This is a genomic window from Embleya sp. NPDC059237 (assembly GCF_042754105.1).
In the GTDB taxonomy this organism is placed as follows: domain Bacteria; phylum Actinomycetota; class Actinomycetes; order Streptomycetales; family Streptomycetaceae; genus Embleya.
This window is the reverse complement of sequence record NZ_JBHZAE010000015.1, coordinates 220,589-236,086: the sequence shown is the minus strand read 5'-3', so window position 1 is coordinate 236,086 and position 15,498 is coordinate 220,589. Positions and strand designations below refer to the sequence as shown.

General features: G+C 71.4%; 12 protein-coding genes and 1 pseudogene. 7 read left to right on the top strand and 6 right to left on the bottom strand.

The window, feature by feature from the left end:
- Positions 1–1,117 precede the first annotated feature (1,117 nt).
- The gene (locus ACFXKZ_RS37475) at positions 1,118–1,807 is read left to right on the top strand and encodes an HU family DNA-binding protein (protein ID WP_380007357.1); all 690 of its coding nucleotides are present in this window, start codon (positions 1,118–1,120) and stop codon (positions 1,805–1,807) included.
- A gap of 264 nt (positions 1,808–2,071) precedes the next feature.
- Here the strand turns inward: ACFXKZ_RS37475 and ACFXKZ_RS37470 are convergent, their stop codons facing one another.
- The 3 genes from ACFXKZ_RS37470 to ACFXKZ_RS37460 form a co-directional block, all read right to left on the bottom strand.
- The gene (locus ACFXKZ_RS37470) at positions 2,072–3,127 is read right to left on the bottom strand and encodes a PI-PLC domain-containing protein (RefSeq protein WP_380007354.1); all 1,056 of its coding nucleotides are present in this window, start codon (positions 3,125–3,127) and stop codon (positions 2,072–2,074) included.
- 98 nt (positions 3,128–3,225) lie between these two features.
- Complete coding sequence (locus tag ACFXKZ_RS37465; RefSeq protein WP_380007454.1) at positions 3,226–4,473, bottom strand: cytochrome P450; 1,248 nt, start codon at positions 4,471–4,473, stop codon at positions 3,226–3,228.
- A gap of 48 nt (positions 4,474–4,521) precedes the next feature.
- Positions 4,522–5,880 (bottom strand): glutamine synthetase family protein, encoded by a 1,359-nt coding sequence (locus tag ACFXKZ_RS37460; RefSeq protein WP_380007351.1) that lies wholly within the window; start codon positions 5,878–5,880, stop codon positions 4,522–4,524.
- Positions 5,881–6,074: 194 nt separating this feature from the next.
- On the opposite strand from ACFXKZ_RS37460, the gene ACFXKZ_RS37455 reads away from it, so the two are divergent.
- On the top strand, positions 6,075–6,890 hold the full coding sequence (locus ACFXKZ_RS37455) for an acetoacetate decarboxylase family protein (RefSeq protein WP_380007348.1): 816 nt from the start codon (positions 6,075–6,077) through the stop codon (positions 6,888–6,890).
- A gap of 63 nt (positions 6,891–6,953) precedes the next feature.
- On the opposite strand, the gene ACFXKZ_RS37450 is transcribed toward ACFXKZ_RS37455, so the two are convergent.
- On the bottom strand, positions 6,954–8,417 hold the full coding sequence (locus tag ACFXKZ_RS37450) for an APC family permease (protein WP_380007345.1): 1,464 nt from the start codon (positions 8,415–8,417) through the stop codon (positions 6,954–6,956).
- 197 nt (positions 8,418–8,614) lie between these two features.
- On the opposite strand from ACFXKZ_RS37450, the gene ACFXKZ_RS37445 reads away from it, so the two are divergent.
- The gene (locus tag ACFXKZ_RS37445; protein ID WP_380007342.1) at positions 8,615–9,187 is read left to right on the top strand and encodes a MarR family winged helix-turn-helix transcriptional regulator; all 573 of its coding nucleotides are present in this window, start codon (positions 8,615–8,617) and stop codon (positions 9,185–9,187) included.
- 88 nt (positions 9,188–9,275) lie between these two features.
- Positions 9,276–9,659 (top strand): DUF4259 domain-containing protein, encoded by a 384-nt coding sequence (locus tag ACFXKZ_RS37440; RefSeq protein ID WP_380007339.1) that lies wholly within the window; start codon positions 9,276–9,278, stop codon positions 9,657–9,659.
- A gap of 31 nt (positions 9,660–9,690) precedes the next feature.
- Here ACFXKZ_RS37440 and ACFXKZ_RS37435 read toward each other — a convergent pair whose 3' ends face one another.
- A complete protein-coding gene (locus ACFXKZ_RS37435) occupies positions 9,691–10,380 on the bottom strand; it encodes a gamma-glutamyl-gamma-aminobutyrate hydrolase family protein (protein ID WP_380007336.1) in 690 nt (229 codons plus the stop codon).
- A gap of 113 nt (positions 10,381–10,493) precedes the next feature.
- The gene (locus ACFXKZ_RS37430) at positions 10,494–12,014 is read right to left on the bottom strand and encodes an aldehyde dehydrogenase (RefSeq protein ID WP_380007333.1); all 1,521 of its coding nucleotides are present in this window, start codon (positions 12,012–12,014) and stop codon (positions 10,494–10,496) included.
- Between the two features lie 174 nt (positions 12,015–12,188).
- Here ACFXKZ_RS37430 and ACFXKZ_RS37425 point away from each other — a divergent pair.
- The 3 genes and pseudogenes from ACFXKZ_RS37425 to ACFXKZ_RS37415 all read left to right on the top strand — a co-directional run.
- Positions 12,189–13,656: pseudogene (locus ACFXKZ_RS37425) on the top strand (aldehyde dehydrogenase); the annotation flags it as partial.
- Positions 13,652–14,608: a catechol 1,2-dioxygenase gene (locus ACFXKZ_RS37420; RefSeq protein ID WP_380007330.1), complete on the top strand. Its 957-nt coding sequence runs from the start codon at positions 13,652–13,654 to the stop codon at positions 14,606–14,608. The pseudogene ACFXKZ_RS37425 and the gene ACFXKZ_RS37420, both read left to right, overlap by 5 nt.
- Positions 14,605–15,456 (top strand): fumarylacetoacetate hydrolase family protein, encoded by an 852-nt coding sequence (locus ACFXKZ_RS37415; protein WP_380007327.1) that lies wholly within the window; start codon positions 14,605–14,607, stop codon positions 15,454–15,456. The genes ACFXKZ_RS37420 and ACFXKZ_RS37415 overlap by 4 nt, the downstream gene beginning before the upstream one ends.
- Positions 15,457–15,498 lie beyond the last annotated feature (42 nt).

Sequence of the window (15,498 nt, the reverse complement as noted above, 5' to 3'; positions counted from 1 at the left end):
TCCGCCAACCGCTATTCGGCATGCCGAAGTCGGAATTCCGGAACGGGTGCGGCACGGCAATACGGAACGGGTGCGAGGGTGACTGAGGGTGAGTCTCCGCGAGCCGTCGGCCGGGTGGAGTGCGGTGAGCTGCGGGTTCACGGAATTGCGCCGCCCCGGCCGGGGCGCCCGCCGGAGCCGGGGTGGGCTGCTGGGCCTGGCCGGCCGCGTGCCCGGTCGGGGCCGGGCCGGGCGTGGGCTCTACGCGCCCTCCGTGGCATCGGGATTCGCGCACCCGGTGCGCTGATCCGTGGTGTTTCGTGGTGGGTTCCGGGGGCGATCGGCCCGATTCGGCGCAGGGGCTCGAGAATCCGGCCCGGATGTGCCTTCCTTCGCCGGGATCCACCTGTTTCGGGATCCGGTTCGCCCCGGACCGCCCTGAATCGCCCTCCACGGGCCTTGAGTCCACCGCCCGTCCCAGGGGTCGACCGGGGCGCTTTGAGCGACTCTGTCCCGCGTGTGGGCCCTTTCCCGGCCCGCCCAATGGCGTCCCCGGCCGCGCATCCGCCCTCGCGGCCCCGGATCGGCCTGCGCCCGCGGCCTTTCCGCCGCCGATGCCCATCCCGCCGTGGGGCCGCCCGATGTCCCGAGTTCGGCCCGCGGGCACGCCTTCGGCCCGGCCGACGCCTCGTGTTGGGGCGCCGAGTTCCGTCCCGTGCGCCGACGGGCGTTGGCGCGCCGGGGCGGGAAATCGGTTTCGACGGGCCGCGTGGCGGCGCGTATTTCCCGATTACCGGACCCTCGACAGGGGGCCGAAGGGGTGTTTCGTGTGCCCGATCCGAGCGCCCTCGTGCCGCCTCGGGCCTTGTCCCACAAGGGGAAAACGGTCCTCGGGCGGCGAACGTCGGGACCGGATACGCGGATTTGGTCGGTGTCGGACCGATCTCCGTGCGGGGTCCCCGTCGTTGATCCAAGGGGGTGTTTCGAGCGCGTCGTTACCGCAGTTCGAAATGCCCCCCGTGTGACGGAGAGTTACAGTCATGGAAATGGGTACTGGCGCAACGGCGTTCGACCCGATCGGTCGGATGGTCCGGCCGGTCGAAAGCGATCGGTACCCCCGCACCACGAAAGGCGTCTCATGAACAAGGCACAACTCGTCGAAGCCATCGCCGACAAGCTCGGCGGCCGGGCTGCGGCAGAGGAAGCGGTCGACGCGGTTTTGGACACCATCATTCGTTCGGTCGTCGCGGGCGACCGGGTCTCGGTCACCGGCTTCGGGTCGTTCGAGAAGGTCGACCGGGCCGCTCGTTACGCCCGTAACCCCCAGACGGGCGAACGGGTTCGGGTCAAGAAGACGTCGGTGCCGCGCTTCCGCCCGGGCCAGGGCTTCAAGGACCTCACCGGCGGTACCAAGAAGCTGACCAAGGGCGAGACCGCGATCAAGAAGGCGTCCCCGGGCACCGTGTCCGGCGGCACCACCGTCGCGGGCAAGAAGGCCGCGGCCAAGAAGACCACCGCGAAGAAGGCCACCGCCAAGAAGACGGCCAAGAAGGCCACCACGCGCGCCGCCGCGCCGGCCGCCGCGCGCAAGACCACCGCGAAGAAGGCCACCACCCGGGCGACCGCGGCCAAGACCACCGCGGCGAAGAAGACCACCGCCAAGAAGGTGACCGCCAAGAAGACGACCGCCAAGAAGACCACGGCCAAGGCGACCCCGGCGAAGACCACCGCCAAGAAGGCCGCCAAGCCGCCGACCCGCGGCGCGTCCGGTCGCAAGGGCACCGCCGCCAAGCGCGCGACCGGCGCTCGTACCGCCAACCGCGCCTGAGGACCACCCGGTCGGATGTGATGGTCGGACCGCCCACACGGGGCGGTCCGACCGGGCTCGCCGCGCCTGCGCGGCACGGTGGCCCACCTCCCGATACGCACACGCTCCGGCGGGGCGACCCGCCGAAGCACCATCTCGTCGACCACCCGTCGCGGCACACCGTGGTGGTCGACCACGCTCGACCGGACACCACGGAGTCACCCGGCCGATTCCGCCCCGAGCCGGTCCGCGCCGCACCCGCCGCCGCGACGGGCCCGGCGCCGGCTACCGCCCGTTCAGCTCGGCCACGATCGACGCCGGGGTATGGCCGCTCCCGTCCGACAGTCGATGGAAGTCGACCGCGACGAAGTTGGGGGCCCGACCCGCCGCCTGTTCGCACTGCTGTGCGATTCGGTTTCCGAGCTTGGTCCCGTTGTCCAGTGCCGCGGTGCCCACCGTGGGCACGTTGCGGAAGTGGCTCATCACGAACAACCGGCGAAAGCCCGGTTCGGTTCGGTCCAACGGCACGTCCGACCAGCGGCTCGTACAGGCGAGGTCGTTGCCCAGGTCGCCCAGGCTCCAGTAGTTCTGCACGGTCCACGCCTTGTCGTACATCACCCCCAGACTCGTCTTGTCCGACCGGTCGGAGAACATCAACAGCCGCTTGTTCGCGCCGACCAGGTCCGCCACCCTCGGCCAGCCGTTGTCGCGCACCCCGGCGGTGTCCGGGCGGAACAGCAGATCCGACAGGCCGCGCACCCGGCCGAGCGAGCCGCGCAGTTGCTCGGTGTCGACGTAGTCCTCCAGGAAGACGGTCACCACCTCCAGCGGATTCGCGGTCAGGAAGTCCACGACGGTCTGCATCGTGCCCGCGAAGCTCTGCCGGGGCAGTGCGTACGTCACTCCCGCGAACGCCTTGCAGTCGCCGTGGCACAGGTAGACGTCGCTCGGGTAGCAGTCGCTGCCGAAGCTGATCACGCACAGCGCGGTGCTGTGCTCGTACCAGTGTGTGTCGAGCATCAATCCGCGTACGCCGCCGGCCAACTGGTTGCGCACCGACTCGGATTGGTTGACCGAGGACCACCGGGAGTCCTCGTAGTTGGTGAACGAGTTGTGCGTGGTCAGCGAACCGACCTGATCCAGCCGGGCGTTGCCCCAGCGTTGCTCCGCGGCGGTGAGGGGTGCGGCGGAGGCGGCCGAGGGGAGGAGGGCGGCCAGGAGGGCGAACACCGCGACGAGCAGCCCGAGTCCGGGCCGGCCGATCGAGCGCGACCCACCGCGCGCGCCGCGGTGTTCCGGGGATCCGAGAGAGGCGGCCGAGACGCCGCCGGAAGAGTCCATGGCCCGGGACCGTACCCAAAATCCCCAACGATGTGACCCCCACGAACCGACCTGCCCGCGACCCTTTTCGAGCGGTCCGGCATCACGCATGCCGGCGCTCAGGCCAACGTCACCGTCACCGGGAGTTCCTTGATGCCGTTGACGAAGTTCGAGCGGACCCGGCGGACCTCGCCCGCCAGACGGATGTCGGCGATCCGGGGGAGCAGTTCCTCGAACATGATCCGCATCTCCAGGCGGGCCAGGGCGTTGCCGAGGCAGAAGTGCGGGCCGCCCTTGCCGAAAGTGACGTGGTCGACGCCGCGTCGGGTGACGTCGAAGTCGTACGGGTTCTCGAACACCGCCTCGTCCCGGTTGCCCGAGGCGAACCACATCACCACCTTGTCGCCCTCGCGGATCCGTCTGCCGCCGACCTCGGTGTTCCGGGTCGCGGTGCGGCGGAAGTGGTAGACGGGCGAAGCCCAGCGCAGGAACTCCTCGACGGCGTCCGGCATCAGCGCGAGGTTGTCGCGCAGCAGCTCCAGCTGGGTCGGGTTGTCCAGCAGGGCCAGCATCGAGTGCGAGATCGCGTGTCGGGTGGTCTCGTTGCCGGCCACGACCAGGAGCAGGAAGTAGTTGTCGAAGTCGTGCCGCGACAGCGGCACCCCGTCGGAGGGGGCCCGGTTGACCAACCGGCTGACCAGGTCGGTGCCCTCGCCGCCCCGGCGACGTTCGGCCAACTCCCTTCCGTAGGCGAAGACTTCGAGTGAGGCCGGGCTGCGGAAGGGCAGGTCGCGATACCGCTCGCTCTCCGCGCTCTCCAGGAGTACGTCCGCGTAGTCCGGATCGGTGTTGCCGATGATGCGGTTGCCCCAGTCGATCAGCTTCCCGGTGTCCTCACCCGGCACGTCCAGCATCTTGGCCAGCACGTTGATCGGGAAGTCGGCGGAGACCTCGTGCACGAAGTCGAACGTGCCCTTGGCCAGCGCGTTGTCGAGGGTGCGGGCGGTCAGCCCGCGCAGGAACGTGCCGTAGTCGGCGATCGCGCGCGGCGTGAACTGCTTTTGCAGCAGCCTGCGCAGGGCGCCGTGGCGCAGGCCGTCGGTCTCCAGGAGCGAGCGGCGGATGGCGATCTGCGAGTCGTCGACCTCCTCCAGGTTGGTGAAGCGCGTGGAGGTGAAGGTCTGCGGGTCGCGGTCGACCGCGACGATGTCGGCATGCCGGGTGAGCGCCCAGAAGCCGCTGTTCGGCGCCGGTTCGGGCTGCCAGTGCACGGGATCCTCGCGGCGCAGCGTGTGGAACATGCGCCACGGCGTCTCGCCGTCGAGGAAACGGTCGTTGTCCGCGAGGTCGATCTCGTCGAGCGGCATCGGCTCGGGCGTCGCCGAGGCGGTGGTGGGGGTGCGCACGCAGGCTCCTCAGAGGTGGTGGGCGTACTCGGTGAACTCCCAGTCGGTGACGTGCCGGTGGAAGCGGGCGACCTCGTCGCGCTTGTAGGTGAGGAAGGCGTCGGTGAACTCCGCGCCGAGCAGCGCGACGAGCGCGTCGTCGACCGCGAAGGCGTCCAGCGCCTGGGTCAGCGTCGCGGGCAGGACCGGCGCCTTGGCGGTGTCGTAGCCGTACCCCTCCAGCGGGGGTGGCGGCATCGCCTTGTCGCGCAGGCCCAGATGTACCGCGGCGAGCAGCCCGGCGACGGCCAGGTACGGGTTCGCGCTCGCGTCGCCGAGGCGGATCTCCAGGCGCGCGCCGGCGCCGCGCTCGGGCGGTATCCGGACCATCGCGCTGCGGTTGTCCAGTCCCCAGTCGATCAGCCACGGCGCGAGCGTGTCCGGGCCGAAACGTTTGTACGAGTTGACCGTCGGGTTCAGCAGCGCGGCCAGCGCGGGGGCGTGGGCGAGTACGCCGGCGATGGCGTGGTGCGCGACCGTGGACAGGCCGTGTGCCCCGTCGGGGTCGTCGAACGCGTTGGTCCCGTCCGGGTCCACGCAGCTCAGGTGCAGATGGAACCCGGAACCACCCTCGTCCGCGAAGGGTTTTGCCATGAAAGTGGCCAACCTGCCTTCCAGACGAGCCAGTTCCTTGACCGATGCCTTGAAGCGGAAGGCCCGGTCGGCGGCATCGAGCGCGTCCGAGTGGTGCAGGTTGATCTCGAACTGGCCCGAGCAGTACTCGTGGTTGCCGGTGGTGGCGCCGATGCCCAGCTTCCCGAGGTGGCGCAGGGTGCGCAGCAGGTGGCCGTCCGGGTCGCCGCGCCGGCCCGCGACGTAGACGTTGCCCGGCGCGTCGCCGTACCGCCGCCACCCGCCCCGGACGTCCGGATCCGGCTCGCACAGGAAGTATTCCAACTCGGGCCCGACCACCGGCCGCAGCCCGGTCTCGTCGGCCATGCGACGCAGCACGTCGCGCAGCACCGAGCGCGGCGCCTCGGCGGCGGGTCGCCCGGTCGCCGGGTCCACGGTGTCACCCAGGCACCACGCCACGCCCGGCTCCCATGGGATGTCGACCAGGGTGTCCGGGTCCGGGTACACGCAGATGTCCGGCAACCCCGCGTCCACGCCGCCGGCGACCGCGACGGTCTCGCCCCGGGGTGTGGTGTGGAAGACCGCGCGACAGAAGGCCAGTCCGTGGGTGTGGACCGACGGCAGGTGGTCCACCAGCACGTCGCGACCACGATCGGTGCCGATCAGGTCCGGGTAGGCGACTCGGACCACGTCGATGCCGCGCGCCCGCAGGTCGGCGACGATGTCGTGGACCCGGTCCGACTCGGATGGATTCACCGGATTCTCCTCGCACGGGATGGACGGCGGCGACACGAGCCGATTCGTTTGAGCCCAAACCATATGAAGGTCGCAGGTGTCGCACAAGGGGTTGGACAAGCCTTTTACGCACGTGACAACGCGGAGTGGGAGGCATATCGTACGGACCCAAACGATTCGCTCGGCTCGGCTTCGGGCTCGCAGAGGGAGGCGCCATGACCGGCGTACGCGGCGTACACGGTTTCTTCCACCCCAAGACCGGCACGGGCCGGTCGTCGATGATCCCCGCACCCCCGTGGCACTACTCCGGCGACCTGCTCACCGTCGAATACCGCACCGACCCCGCCCGGGTGGCCGAACTGCTGCCCCCGCAACTCGAACTCGCCGACGAGGACCCCGGCGCGGTCGCGCTGATCTGGGCCGACTGGCAGTCCTGCTCGGCCGGGCGGGGCGAACTGCTCGACCCGGTGCGCGCGCAGTACAAGGAGTGCTTCGTGGTGGTGCGCTGCCGCTACGCGGGGGTGACCTACTCGCGCTGCGTGTACATCTGGGTGGACAAGGACTTCGCCATCGCGCGCGGACTGCACCAGGGCTATCCGAAGAAGCTGGGCTCGATCCACCAGACCCGGCCGCACCCGTACGGCCCGGCGCCCCGGATCGAGGCGGGCGCGAGGTTCGGCGCCACCCTCGCCGCCGCCGACCGGCGCCTCGCCGAGGTGGTGGTGACGCTGCGCGAGCCTGCGCCGACCAACGGCTTCGTCAACGGGCATCCGATGGCGCACCACCGCTGGTTGCCGTCGATCGAACCGGGCGGGGGACTGGCCCTGGACGAACTGGTGGTCACCGGCGCCGAGTCCGCCGAGGGCGGGCAGGCGTGGGCCGGCGACGCGGAGCTGACCCTGTTCGAGGCGCCCACGGAGGAACTGGCCCGGCTGGAGCCGATCGAGCCGATCGGCGCCTACTACCGCCAGGTCGGCGTGGTCTGGAACGGCGGCACGCTGCTGGCGAGCGGCGCGTCGGGCGCGGCGTAGGCCCGGCGGGAGCACACGCGTGAAGGACCCTGCCGACCGGCAGGGTCCTTCACGCGTACGCGGTCAGCCGCGCCCTCGCCCGATGCCCGCGTACACATGCGGTCGCGCCGCGCGCAGGTACAGCGCGAACAGCGCGCCGACCACCCCCGCGCCGAGCACCAGCGCGGGCAGTACCCAGCGCAGCGCGGAGCCCGAGTCGACGCCCAGGAGTACGCCGAAGTTGTCCAGGGCGGCGACGAACACCACCGCGAGCAGCACCGCGGCGACGGCGGGCGCCAACAACCGGCTCCACGCGTTCTCGCCGTCGGCGCCGCGTCGCAGGAAAAAGGCGATCACCGCGAGCGAGGTCAGCACCAGGAGCAACATCACGCCGAGCGCGCCCAGGTTGGTGAACCAGTTGAACAGGGTCGCCATCGGGTCGCGGTCGAGCACGGCGAACACGATCACCACCGCCGCGGCGAGCACGGTCTGGGTGGCCGAACCCAGGTGCGGGGAGTCGTTGCGCGGATGGGTGCGGCCCAGCGGGGTCGGCAGCACCCCCTCGCGGCCGAGCGCGAAGAAGTAGCGCGCGACCGCGTTGTGGAAGGACAGCAGCGCGGCGAACAGGCTGGTGATCAGGAACACCTGGGCCACGTCGGCGAAACCCGAGCCGATCTGGTCGCCGCCGAGCACGAAGATCAGGTTCGGCCCGTGCTCGCCCGCCGCCGCGACCGCCTTGTCGGTACCCGCGCCGCTGATCAGCGCCCAGGCGGTGATCGCGTACAGCACGCCGATCACGCCGACCGAGATGTAGGTCGAGCGGGCCACGGTGCGCCGGGGATCCCGGCACTCCTCGCCGTAGATCGCGGCCGACTCGAAGCCGGTGAAGGAGGCCATCACGAAGCAGAAGGCCGCGCCCATCGAGCCGGTGGTCAGCGCGTCCCAGGACAAGGGGTGCAGCGACACGCCCTCGGGAGCGTGGCCGAACGCGCCGATGTCGAAGACCAGTACGGTGATCGTCTCGGCGATCAGCAGCGCGGCCAGCACCCGCGCGTTGAGGTCGATCCGCAGGTAGCCGAGGGTGCCGACGACCGCGATGCCGACCAGGACGATCACCCACCAGTCGACGTGCCACCCGAACTTGGCGTCCAGGAAGTCGGCCGTGGTGAAGCCGAACAGGCCGTAGATGCCGATCTGCATGGCGTTGTACGAGATCAGCGCGATGAACGCGGCGCCGAGGCCGGCGACCCGGCCCAGGCCCTGGGCCACGTAGGCGTAGAACGCGCCCGCGCCGGTGATCCGTCGGCTCATCGCCGCGTAGCCGACGCTGAAGACGGCGAGCAGGGCGGCCAGGACGAGGTAGGCCGCCGGTATGCCGGACGTCTCGGTGACCGCGAGGCTCTGCGGGATGCCGCCGGCGGCGACGGTGAGGGGCGCGGAGGCCGCCACCACGAAGAAGACGATGTGCGCGACACCGAGCGAACCGCGGGAGGACACGGTCGGGTCGGGGCCGGGGGAGTTGTTCGTCGACGCTTCTCTGACTGCCATGTCCGGCGCCTCCGAGGATGGGGACGGGTGGGGACCGGTGGAAACGGGCGGGAAGCCGTTCGTTTGGGTCCGTACGACCTGTGGGTGCCGCCGATCGTACGGATGCAAACAGGTCCTCACAAGAGCTAGATTTCAAGGTGCACAGGGCGTATCGGGCCGGGGTCGGATGCGCGCACGACTAGATAAGGCGGGGCACGTTGGTCGGCAAGCGGTCCATCACCGAGACGGAGAAGGCCGTTCAGGCCCGGCTGGGCGACATCCCGCTGCGGCGCGAGCAGATGGCCGCGGTGTCGAACATCTATCGGGCCGCCGCCGCGGTGCGCCAGCACCTGGAGAACTCGGTGCTGCGCGACGCCGAACTCACCTGGACCGCGTTCACGGTGTTGTGGGAGGTGTGGATCTGGGGCGAGAGCGAGACCCGGCACGTCGCCGAGGAGGCGGGTATCTCCAAGGGCACGCTCACCGGCGTGGCCCGCACGCTGGAGACGCGCGGGCTGCTCAACCGCACGGCGCACGCCACCGACGGCCGGCTCGTGCTGCTCTCGCTGACCCCCGCCGGCGAGGAGCTGATGGCCCGGGTCTTCCCGGCCTTCAACGCCGAGGAGGCCTTCGTCGCCGACGACCTGACCCCGGACGAATGCCTCACCCTGGCCGACGGCCTGCGCCGCATCGTGGCGCAACTGGAGGCCAGGGGAGAGGAACGCCGCCAGGAACTCCTGGCCGGCGGCGAACCGAAGCCGAGGCGCGGGGGGCGACGGCCGAAGGGGTAGCCGGGTCCGCGGAGTCGGGACGGATGTCGGACGGGTCTGCTTCGCTCGGTGCGCCGCATCGAGCGGGTGGTCCGGACGAGGAGGAAACGTGGGTACGTGGGGCAGTGGCAACTTCGACAGCGATCCCGCCCATGAGCACTTGACGATGATCGTGGATCGGCTCGTCGACGAGGTCGCCGAGGTGATGGCGGCGGACGATCCGGTGCAGCTGGAGCCGGACGAGTACTGGGGTGTGGCGATCCCGTGCAACCTGGAACTGGTGTGCGCGCTGTACGACGCCGGCTATGTCGCCGACAGCATGCCCGCCGCCGAGGTGGTCGAGGGGTGGAAGGAGACCTTCATGGGCGTCTGGGAGCGCACCATCGACGGTCTGGGGCCGTCGGAGCAGTGGAAGAAGGAGCGGCGGGAGATCCAGGTCGCCACGTTCGACCGTATGGTGCGGGCGTGCGCCGAGGTGGCCGCCGCCCGATAGCACGCCGCGCGCCGTGTCGTGCCGCGGGTGGCTACCTCGTGGCCGCCTTGATCAGTGTGTCGAACAGGGCCTGTTGGGTCGGGTCGGTGCCGGCGGTGTCCTCGGGGTGCCACTGGATCGCGACGAACCAGTTTGCGGGGTCGACGAGTTCAACCGCCTCGATGACGCCGTCGGCGGCGGTGCCGGTGACCCGGAGGCCGGGGGCCACGCGGTCGATCGCCTGGTGGTGGTAGCAGGAGACGTCCAGGTGCTTGGTGCCGGCGGCACGGGCGGTGGTCGAGTCGGGGGTCAGCGTCACCGGGTGCACGACGTGGCGGTGGTGGACGGGCATGTCCTGGGACAGCGTGCCGCCGAGCGCCACGTTGACCACCTGCAGGCCGCGACACACGGCGAGGGTGGGCAGGCCGACGGCCAGCGCGTGGCGGGCGGCGGCGAGGTCGAAGGCGTCCTGATCGGCGTCGACGTCGTACACCTCGTCGTGCGTGGTGTCCGCGCCATAGGTGCTCGGCGCCAAATCGCCGCCGCCGGGCAGCAGCAGACCGTCGGCGCGGGCCAACCGGCCCGCGGCACCGGCGGGTTCGGCCGGGTGCATCATGAACGGCTCGCCGCCCGCCCGGTACACCGCCTCGGCGAGGGCGCGGGCGGTGACCTCGGCGGCGTAGCGCAGTGCGGACGTGGTGGCCGCGAATCGGCAGGGGAGGGCTATCAGGGGGCGGGGCACGGGGGGTCTCCGGAGGTGCGGCGGGACGGTGGCGCGCTGGGGGGCGGGGGCCGGCGGACCGGCCGCTCCGGACCAACTGCAGGCCGGGTCGGGTGGGTTGCCGTCCGGCGGCGTCACAGGCGGATCCAGGTGGTCTTGAGGTCGGTGTACTTGTCGAGCGCGTGCAGCGACTTGTCCCGGCCGTGGCCCGATTGTTTGACGCCGCCGAACGGGACGTTGAGGCCGCCCTCCTCGTAGCAGTTGACCCAGACCGTGCCGGCGCGCACGGCTCGGGACAGGCGGTGCGCGGTGGAGAGGTCGGTGGTCCACACGCCCGCCGCGAGGCCGTACTCGGTCGCGTTGGCGAGTCGGATCGCCTCGTCCTCGGTATCGAACGTGAGCACCGCCAGCACCGGGCCGAACACCTCCTCGCGGGCGAGCGCCATGTCGGGGGTGACCCGGTCGAACACGGTCGGCTCCAGGTAGTGGCCCGGGCGATCGAGCCGGGCCCCGCCGGTGCGCAGCCGGGCGCCGGCGGCGTCGGCGCGGGCGATGTGGTCCCCGACCCGGGCCAGGTGCTCGGCGGTCACCAATGCGCCCATCGTGGTGTCCGGGTCGAGCGGGTCGCCGACGCGCAGCGCGCGGGCCCGGTCGACCACCGCGTCCACCACCTCGTCGGCGATCGAGGAGTGCACGAGCAGCCGGGACGGCGCGGTACACATCTCGCCCTGGTTGAAGAAGATGCCCCATGCGGCGCTTGCCGCGGCGGCCGGTATGTCGGCGTCGGGCAGCACGATGTGCGGGGATTTCCCGCCCAGTTCGAGCCAGACCCGCTTGAGGTTGGAGTCGGCGGCGTAGCGCAGGAAGTGCCGGCCGACGGCGGTGGAGCCGGTGAACGCGAGCACGTCGACGTCCCGGTGCAGGCCGAGGGCGCGGCCGGTGGTCGGGCCCTCGCCGGCGATCACGTTGAACACCCCCGGCGGCAGGCCGGCTTCGCTCGCGAGGCGGCCCAACCGCAGCGCGGACAGCGGTGATTGCTCGGCGGGTTTGAGGACGACGGTGCAGCCGGCCGCCAGTGCCGGGGCGACCTTCCAGGCGGCCATGGTGAGCGGGAAGTTCCACGGGACGACCGCCGCGACCACGCCCACCGGTTCGCGAGTGACCAGGGCCAGGGCGTCGGCGGGGGTCTGCGGTGCCTCGTCGACCAGCTTGTCGGCGACCTCGCCGTACCAGCGGAACGTGGCCGCCACCGCACGCAGTTCGATGTCGTACGCCTCGGTGATCGGCTTGCCCATCTCCAGTGAGACGGTCAGCGCGAGTTCGGCGCGGTGGGTCTCGACGGCGTCGGCGAGCCGGACCAGCGCCCGGCCGCGTTCGGCCGGAGCCAGTCGGGGCCAGGGCCCGGCGTCGAAGGCGCGGCGGGCGGCGGCGACGGCCAGGTCGACCTCGCGCTGCCCGGCGCGGGCGGGCTCGGCGAGGGGCGTGCCGTCGCGCGGGGCGATCACGGTGAAGGTGTCGCCGCCGCCGGGGTGGTCCTCGCCGTCGATGTGATGGACGGTCACGGGACGGAGGCGGTCGGCGCGTCGTAGCCAGTCGTGGTGCGTGGGCTGGTGGGGCGGGTCGCTCGGGTCGCTCGGGTGCGGGTGCTCCGTCATGGTGTCCGCTTTCGTCGGGGTGGTCGGCCGCGCGAGGCGACCGGACGGCGGGGCCTTCGTGGTGATTGTTTGGGGGCAAACGATACAGCGGAACGGCCTTCCCGGGAGAGGGCTTGACCGGCGTGTTCGGCGCCGGCTAAATTGTTTGGGGTCAAACGACTTGGAGGGGTATCCATGACCGAGGTCACCGTCGCGGGCGTCACCGTCGACACCCGGCACTGGATCGGTGGCGAGCGGGTCGGGTCCGCGGACACCTTCACCGACGTCTCGCCGATCGACGGCGCCGTGCTCGGCGAGATCGCCCGGGGCGGGCGCGCCGAGGCCGACGCGGCGGTGGCCGCCGCCCGCGCCGCCTTCCCCGGGTGGGCCGCCACGTCGCCCGCCGAGCGGGCCCGGCTGCTGCGCGCCGTCGCCGACGGCGTCGAGGCCCGGCTCGCCGAGTTGGCGATCGTCGAGACCACGGACAACGGCGCGCTGCTTCGCTCGCACCTGCGCGGGGTGATGCCGCGGGTCGCGCACAACTTCCGCTTCTTCGCCGACTGGCTGACCGACTCGCTCGGGCACGACGACTTCGACACCCGGGGCCACGAGAATCGGGTCTCGTGGGACCCGGCCGGGCCGTGTGTGCTGATCACCCCGTGGAACGCGCCGCTGATGCTGGCCACCTGGAAGGTGGCCCCGGCGCTCGCGGCCGGCAACACCGTCGTGCTCAAGGCCGCCGAATGGACCCCGCTGACCGCATCGCTCCTGGCCGACATCACCGCCGAGGCGGGCCTGCCGGCGGGGGTGTTCAACGTGGTCCAGGGCTACGGCGAGGAGGTCGGCGCCGCGCTGACCGCACACCCGGACGTGCGCCGGATCAGCTTCACCGGCTCGGTCCCCACCGCCCGGCACATCGGCGCCGCCGCAGCCGCCAACCTCACCCCGGTCAGCCTCGAACTCGGCGGCAAATCCCCGCTGTTGGTCTTCGCCGATGCCGACCTGGACCTGGCTGTGGAGCTGGCCGTCGAACAGTACGACAACGCCGGCCAGGTCTGCCTGGCGGCCACCCGGCTGCTCGTCGACGCCGCCGTCGCCGACGAGTTCACCGCCCGGTTCCTGGCGAAGGCCCGCACCCTGGTCCAGGGCGATCCGCGCGATCCGGCCACCGACATGGGACCCAACATCCACCCGGAGCACTTCGCCCGGGTCGACGGCTTCGTCCGCCGCGCGCTCGACGCCGGCGCCAAGGCCCTGCTCGGCGGTGGCCCCCACACCGGGCTGGGCGGACTGTACTACCGCCCCACGCTGCTCACCGACGTCGCCCAGGACGCCGAGATCGTCCAGGAGGAGGTGTTCGGCCCGGTGCTGACCCTCCAGACCTTCACCACCGAGGACGAGGCGATCACCCTCGCCAACGACACCCGATTCGGGCTGGCCGCAACGTTGGTGACGGGAAGTCGGGAGCGTGCCCGGCGGGTCGGCGCACGGCTCGTCGCGGGCACGGTGTGGGTCAACTGCTTCTTCGTCCGCGACCTGCGGGCACCCTTCGGCGGCGCGCGGCAGTCGGGCGTCGGCCGTGAAGGCGGCACCTGGAGCTTCGACTTCTACTGCGACGTCAAGAACACCGTGACCTCGCCGAACGGATGGCACTGACCATGGGAGAGATCGTCGGCGCGGGCATCCTGGCCCACTCGCCCACCATCATGCTGCCCCCGGACGTGCGGCACGAGCTGAACGAGGGACGGGAGATCAGCCTGGTCCCGGCCCTGGCCCGGCTGCGCGCCGAGGTGTTCGAACGGCTCGACTACGACACCGTCGTGGTCTTCGACTCGCACTGGGCGACCACCGTCGAGTTCGTCGTCGCCGCCCAGGCGCACCGCGCCGGGCTGTACACCTCCGAGGAACTGCCGCGCGGCATGCGGCAGATTCCCTACGCCTTCCCCGGTGACCCGGAACTGGCGCACGCCACTGCCGGGTTCGCCGCCAAGCACGGCACCTGGATCACCCCGATCGAGGACCCGTTCCTGCCGATCCACTACGCCACCGTCAACCTGTGGCACCACCTGGGCGTACCCGGCAAACGCTGGCTGGGCATCGGTTGTTGCCAGACCGCCGACGTCGAGGACAACCTGCGGCTCGGCCGGGCGCTCGCCGACGGCATCGCGGCCACCGACCGCAGGGTGCTCCTGATCGCGTCCGGCGCGTTCTCGCACACGTTCTGGAGCCTGCGCGAACTGCGCGACCACGAAGCCTCGGACCCGGTCCACGTGCGCACCCCGCAGGCGCGTGCCGCCGACGAGCAGCGCATCGCCTGGATGGAGCGCGGAGACCACGCGAGCGTACTCGCGGGCATGCCGGACTTCCTGCGCCACAAGCCCGAGGCCCGCTTCGGGCACTACCTGATGATGCTCGGCGCGCTCGGCGAGGAGCGCTGCACCGCGCCGGGGCGGCTGGTCGGCGACTACGAGAACGCCACCGGCACCGGGCAGGCACACGTCTGGTTCGACCGACCGGCGGGCGGCTGGACGGCGCCCCACGCACACACCTCACGGGTTGCCGACCCCACCTCCCGGGTCGCCGACCCCCACACCTCCCGAGGACGAGCCGAATGACCACCACCGAGTACCGCCGCATCCTGCTCGACGGCGCCGTCGTCGAGGTCGTCCGCGAAGGGGCCGAACTGGTCGCCGCCGACGGCCGACGGATCAAGGCCGCCGCCGCGCACCACCTGCCGCCGATCGCACCGGGCAAGATCGTCGCGGTGCACCTCAACCACCGCAGCCGGGTGGAGGAGTTCGGCACCTCGCTGCCGCCCGCGCCGACCTACTTCCACAAGCCGACCTCGTCGCTGAACGCGCACGGCGGTGCGGTGGTTCGCCCGGCCGGGTGCAAATACCTCAACTACGAGGGCGAGATCGCGATCGTGATCGGCCGAACCTGCCGCAACATCGCCCCCGCCGACGCGGGCGCGTACATACGCGGCTACACCCTCGCCAACGACTACGGCCTGCACGACTTCCGGGACACCGACGCCGGTTCGATGTTGCGGGTCAAGGGCTCCGACACGCTGTGCCCGCTCGGCCCCGGCCTGGTCGAGGGCTGGGACTTCCGCGGCAAGGTGTTGCGCACCTACGTCAACGGCGCGGTGGTGCAGGAGGGTTCCACGGACGAGATGGAGTGGGACATGCACTACCTCGTCGCCGACATCGCCCGCACGATCACGCTCGACCCCGGCGACGTGCTCCTGTCCGGCACCCCGGCCGGCTCGCGTCCCGTACAGCCGGGCGATGTGGTCGAGGTCGAGGCGGAGGGTCTGGGCCGACTGACCAATCACATCGTCACCGGCCCGACCCTCATTCGTACCGACTGCGGCGCGCAGCCCACCGAGTCCGAAGAGGTGCGCTCCACGGCCCTCGGCGGCGACTGGGAGCTGCGCGGAATCCGCGCGCCCCGGCGGTGAGTCGCCCGTCACGCTCCGGGACCACCACCTCATTCGAACGGA

What these genes read in the sequence shown, in the direction of transcription:
- ACFXKZ_RS37430 (WP_380007333.1), bottom strand. Translation starts at nt 12,014, where the DNA reads ATGACGGAGCACCCGCACCCGAGCGACCCGAGCGACCCGCCCCACCAG.
- ACFXKZ_RS37475 (WP_380007357.1), top strand. Translation starts at nt 1,118, where the DNA reads ATGAACAAGGCACAACTCGTCGAAGCCATCGCCGACAAGCTCGGCGGC.
- ACFXKZ_RS37455 (WP_380007348.1), top strand. Translation starts at nt 6,075, where the DNA reads ATGACCGGCGTACGCGGCGTACACGGTTTCTTCCACCCCAAGACCGGC.
- ACFXKZ_RS37450 (WP_380007345.1), bottom strand. Translation starts at nt 8,417, where the DNA reads ATGGCAGTCAGAGAAGCGTCGACGAACAACTCCCCCGGCCCCGACCCG.
- ACFXKZ_RS37415 (WP_380007327.1), top strand. Translation starts at nt 14,605, where the DNA reads ATGACCACCACCGAGTACCGCCGCATCCTGCTCGACGGCGCCGTCGTC.
- ACFXKZ_RS37420 (WP_380007330.1), top strand. Translation starts at nt 13,652, where the DNA reads ATGGGAGAGATCGTCGGCGCGGGCATCCTGGCCCACTCGCCCACCATC.
- ACFXKZ_RS37465 (WP_380007454.1), bottom strand. Translation starts at nt 4,473, where the DNA reads ATGCCGCTCGACGAGATCGACCTCGCGGACAACGACCGTTTCCTCGAC.
- ACFXKZ_RS37470 (WP_380007354.1), bottom strand. Translation starts at nt 3,127, where the DNA reads ATGGACTCTTCCGGCGGCGTCTCGGCCGCCTCTCTCGGATCCCCGGAA.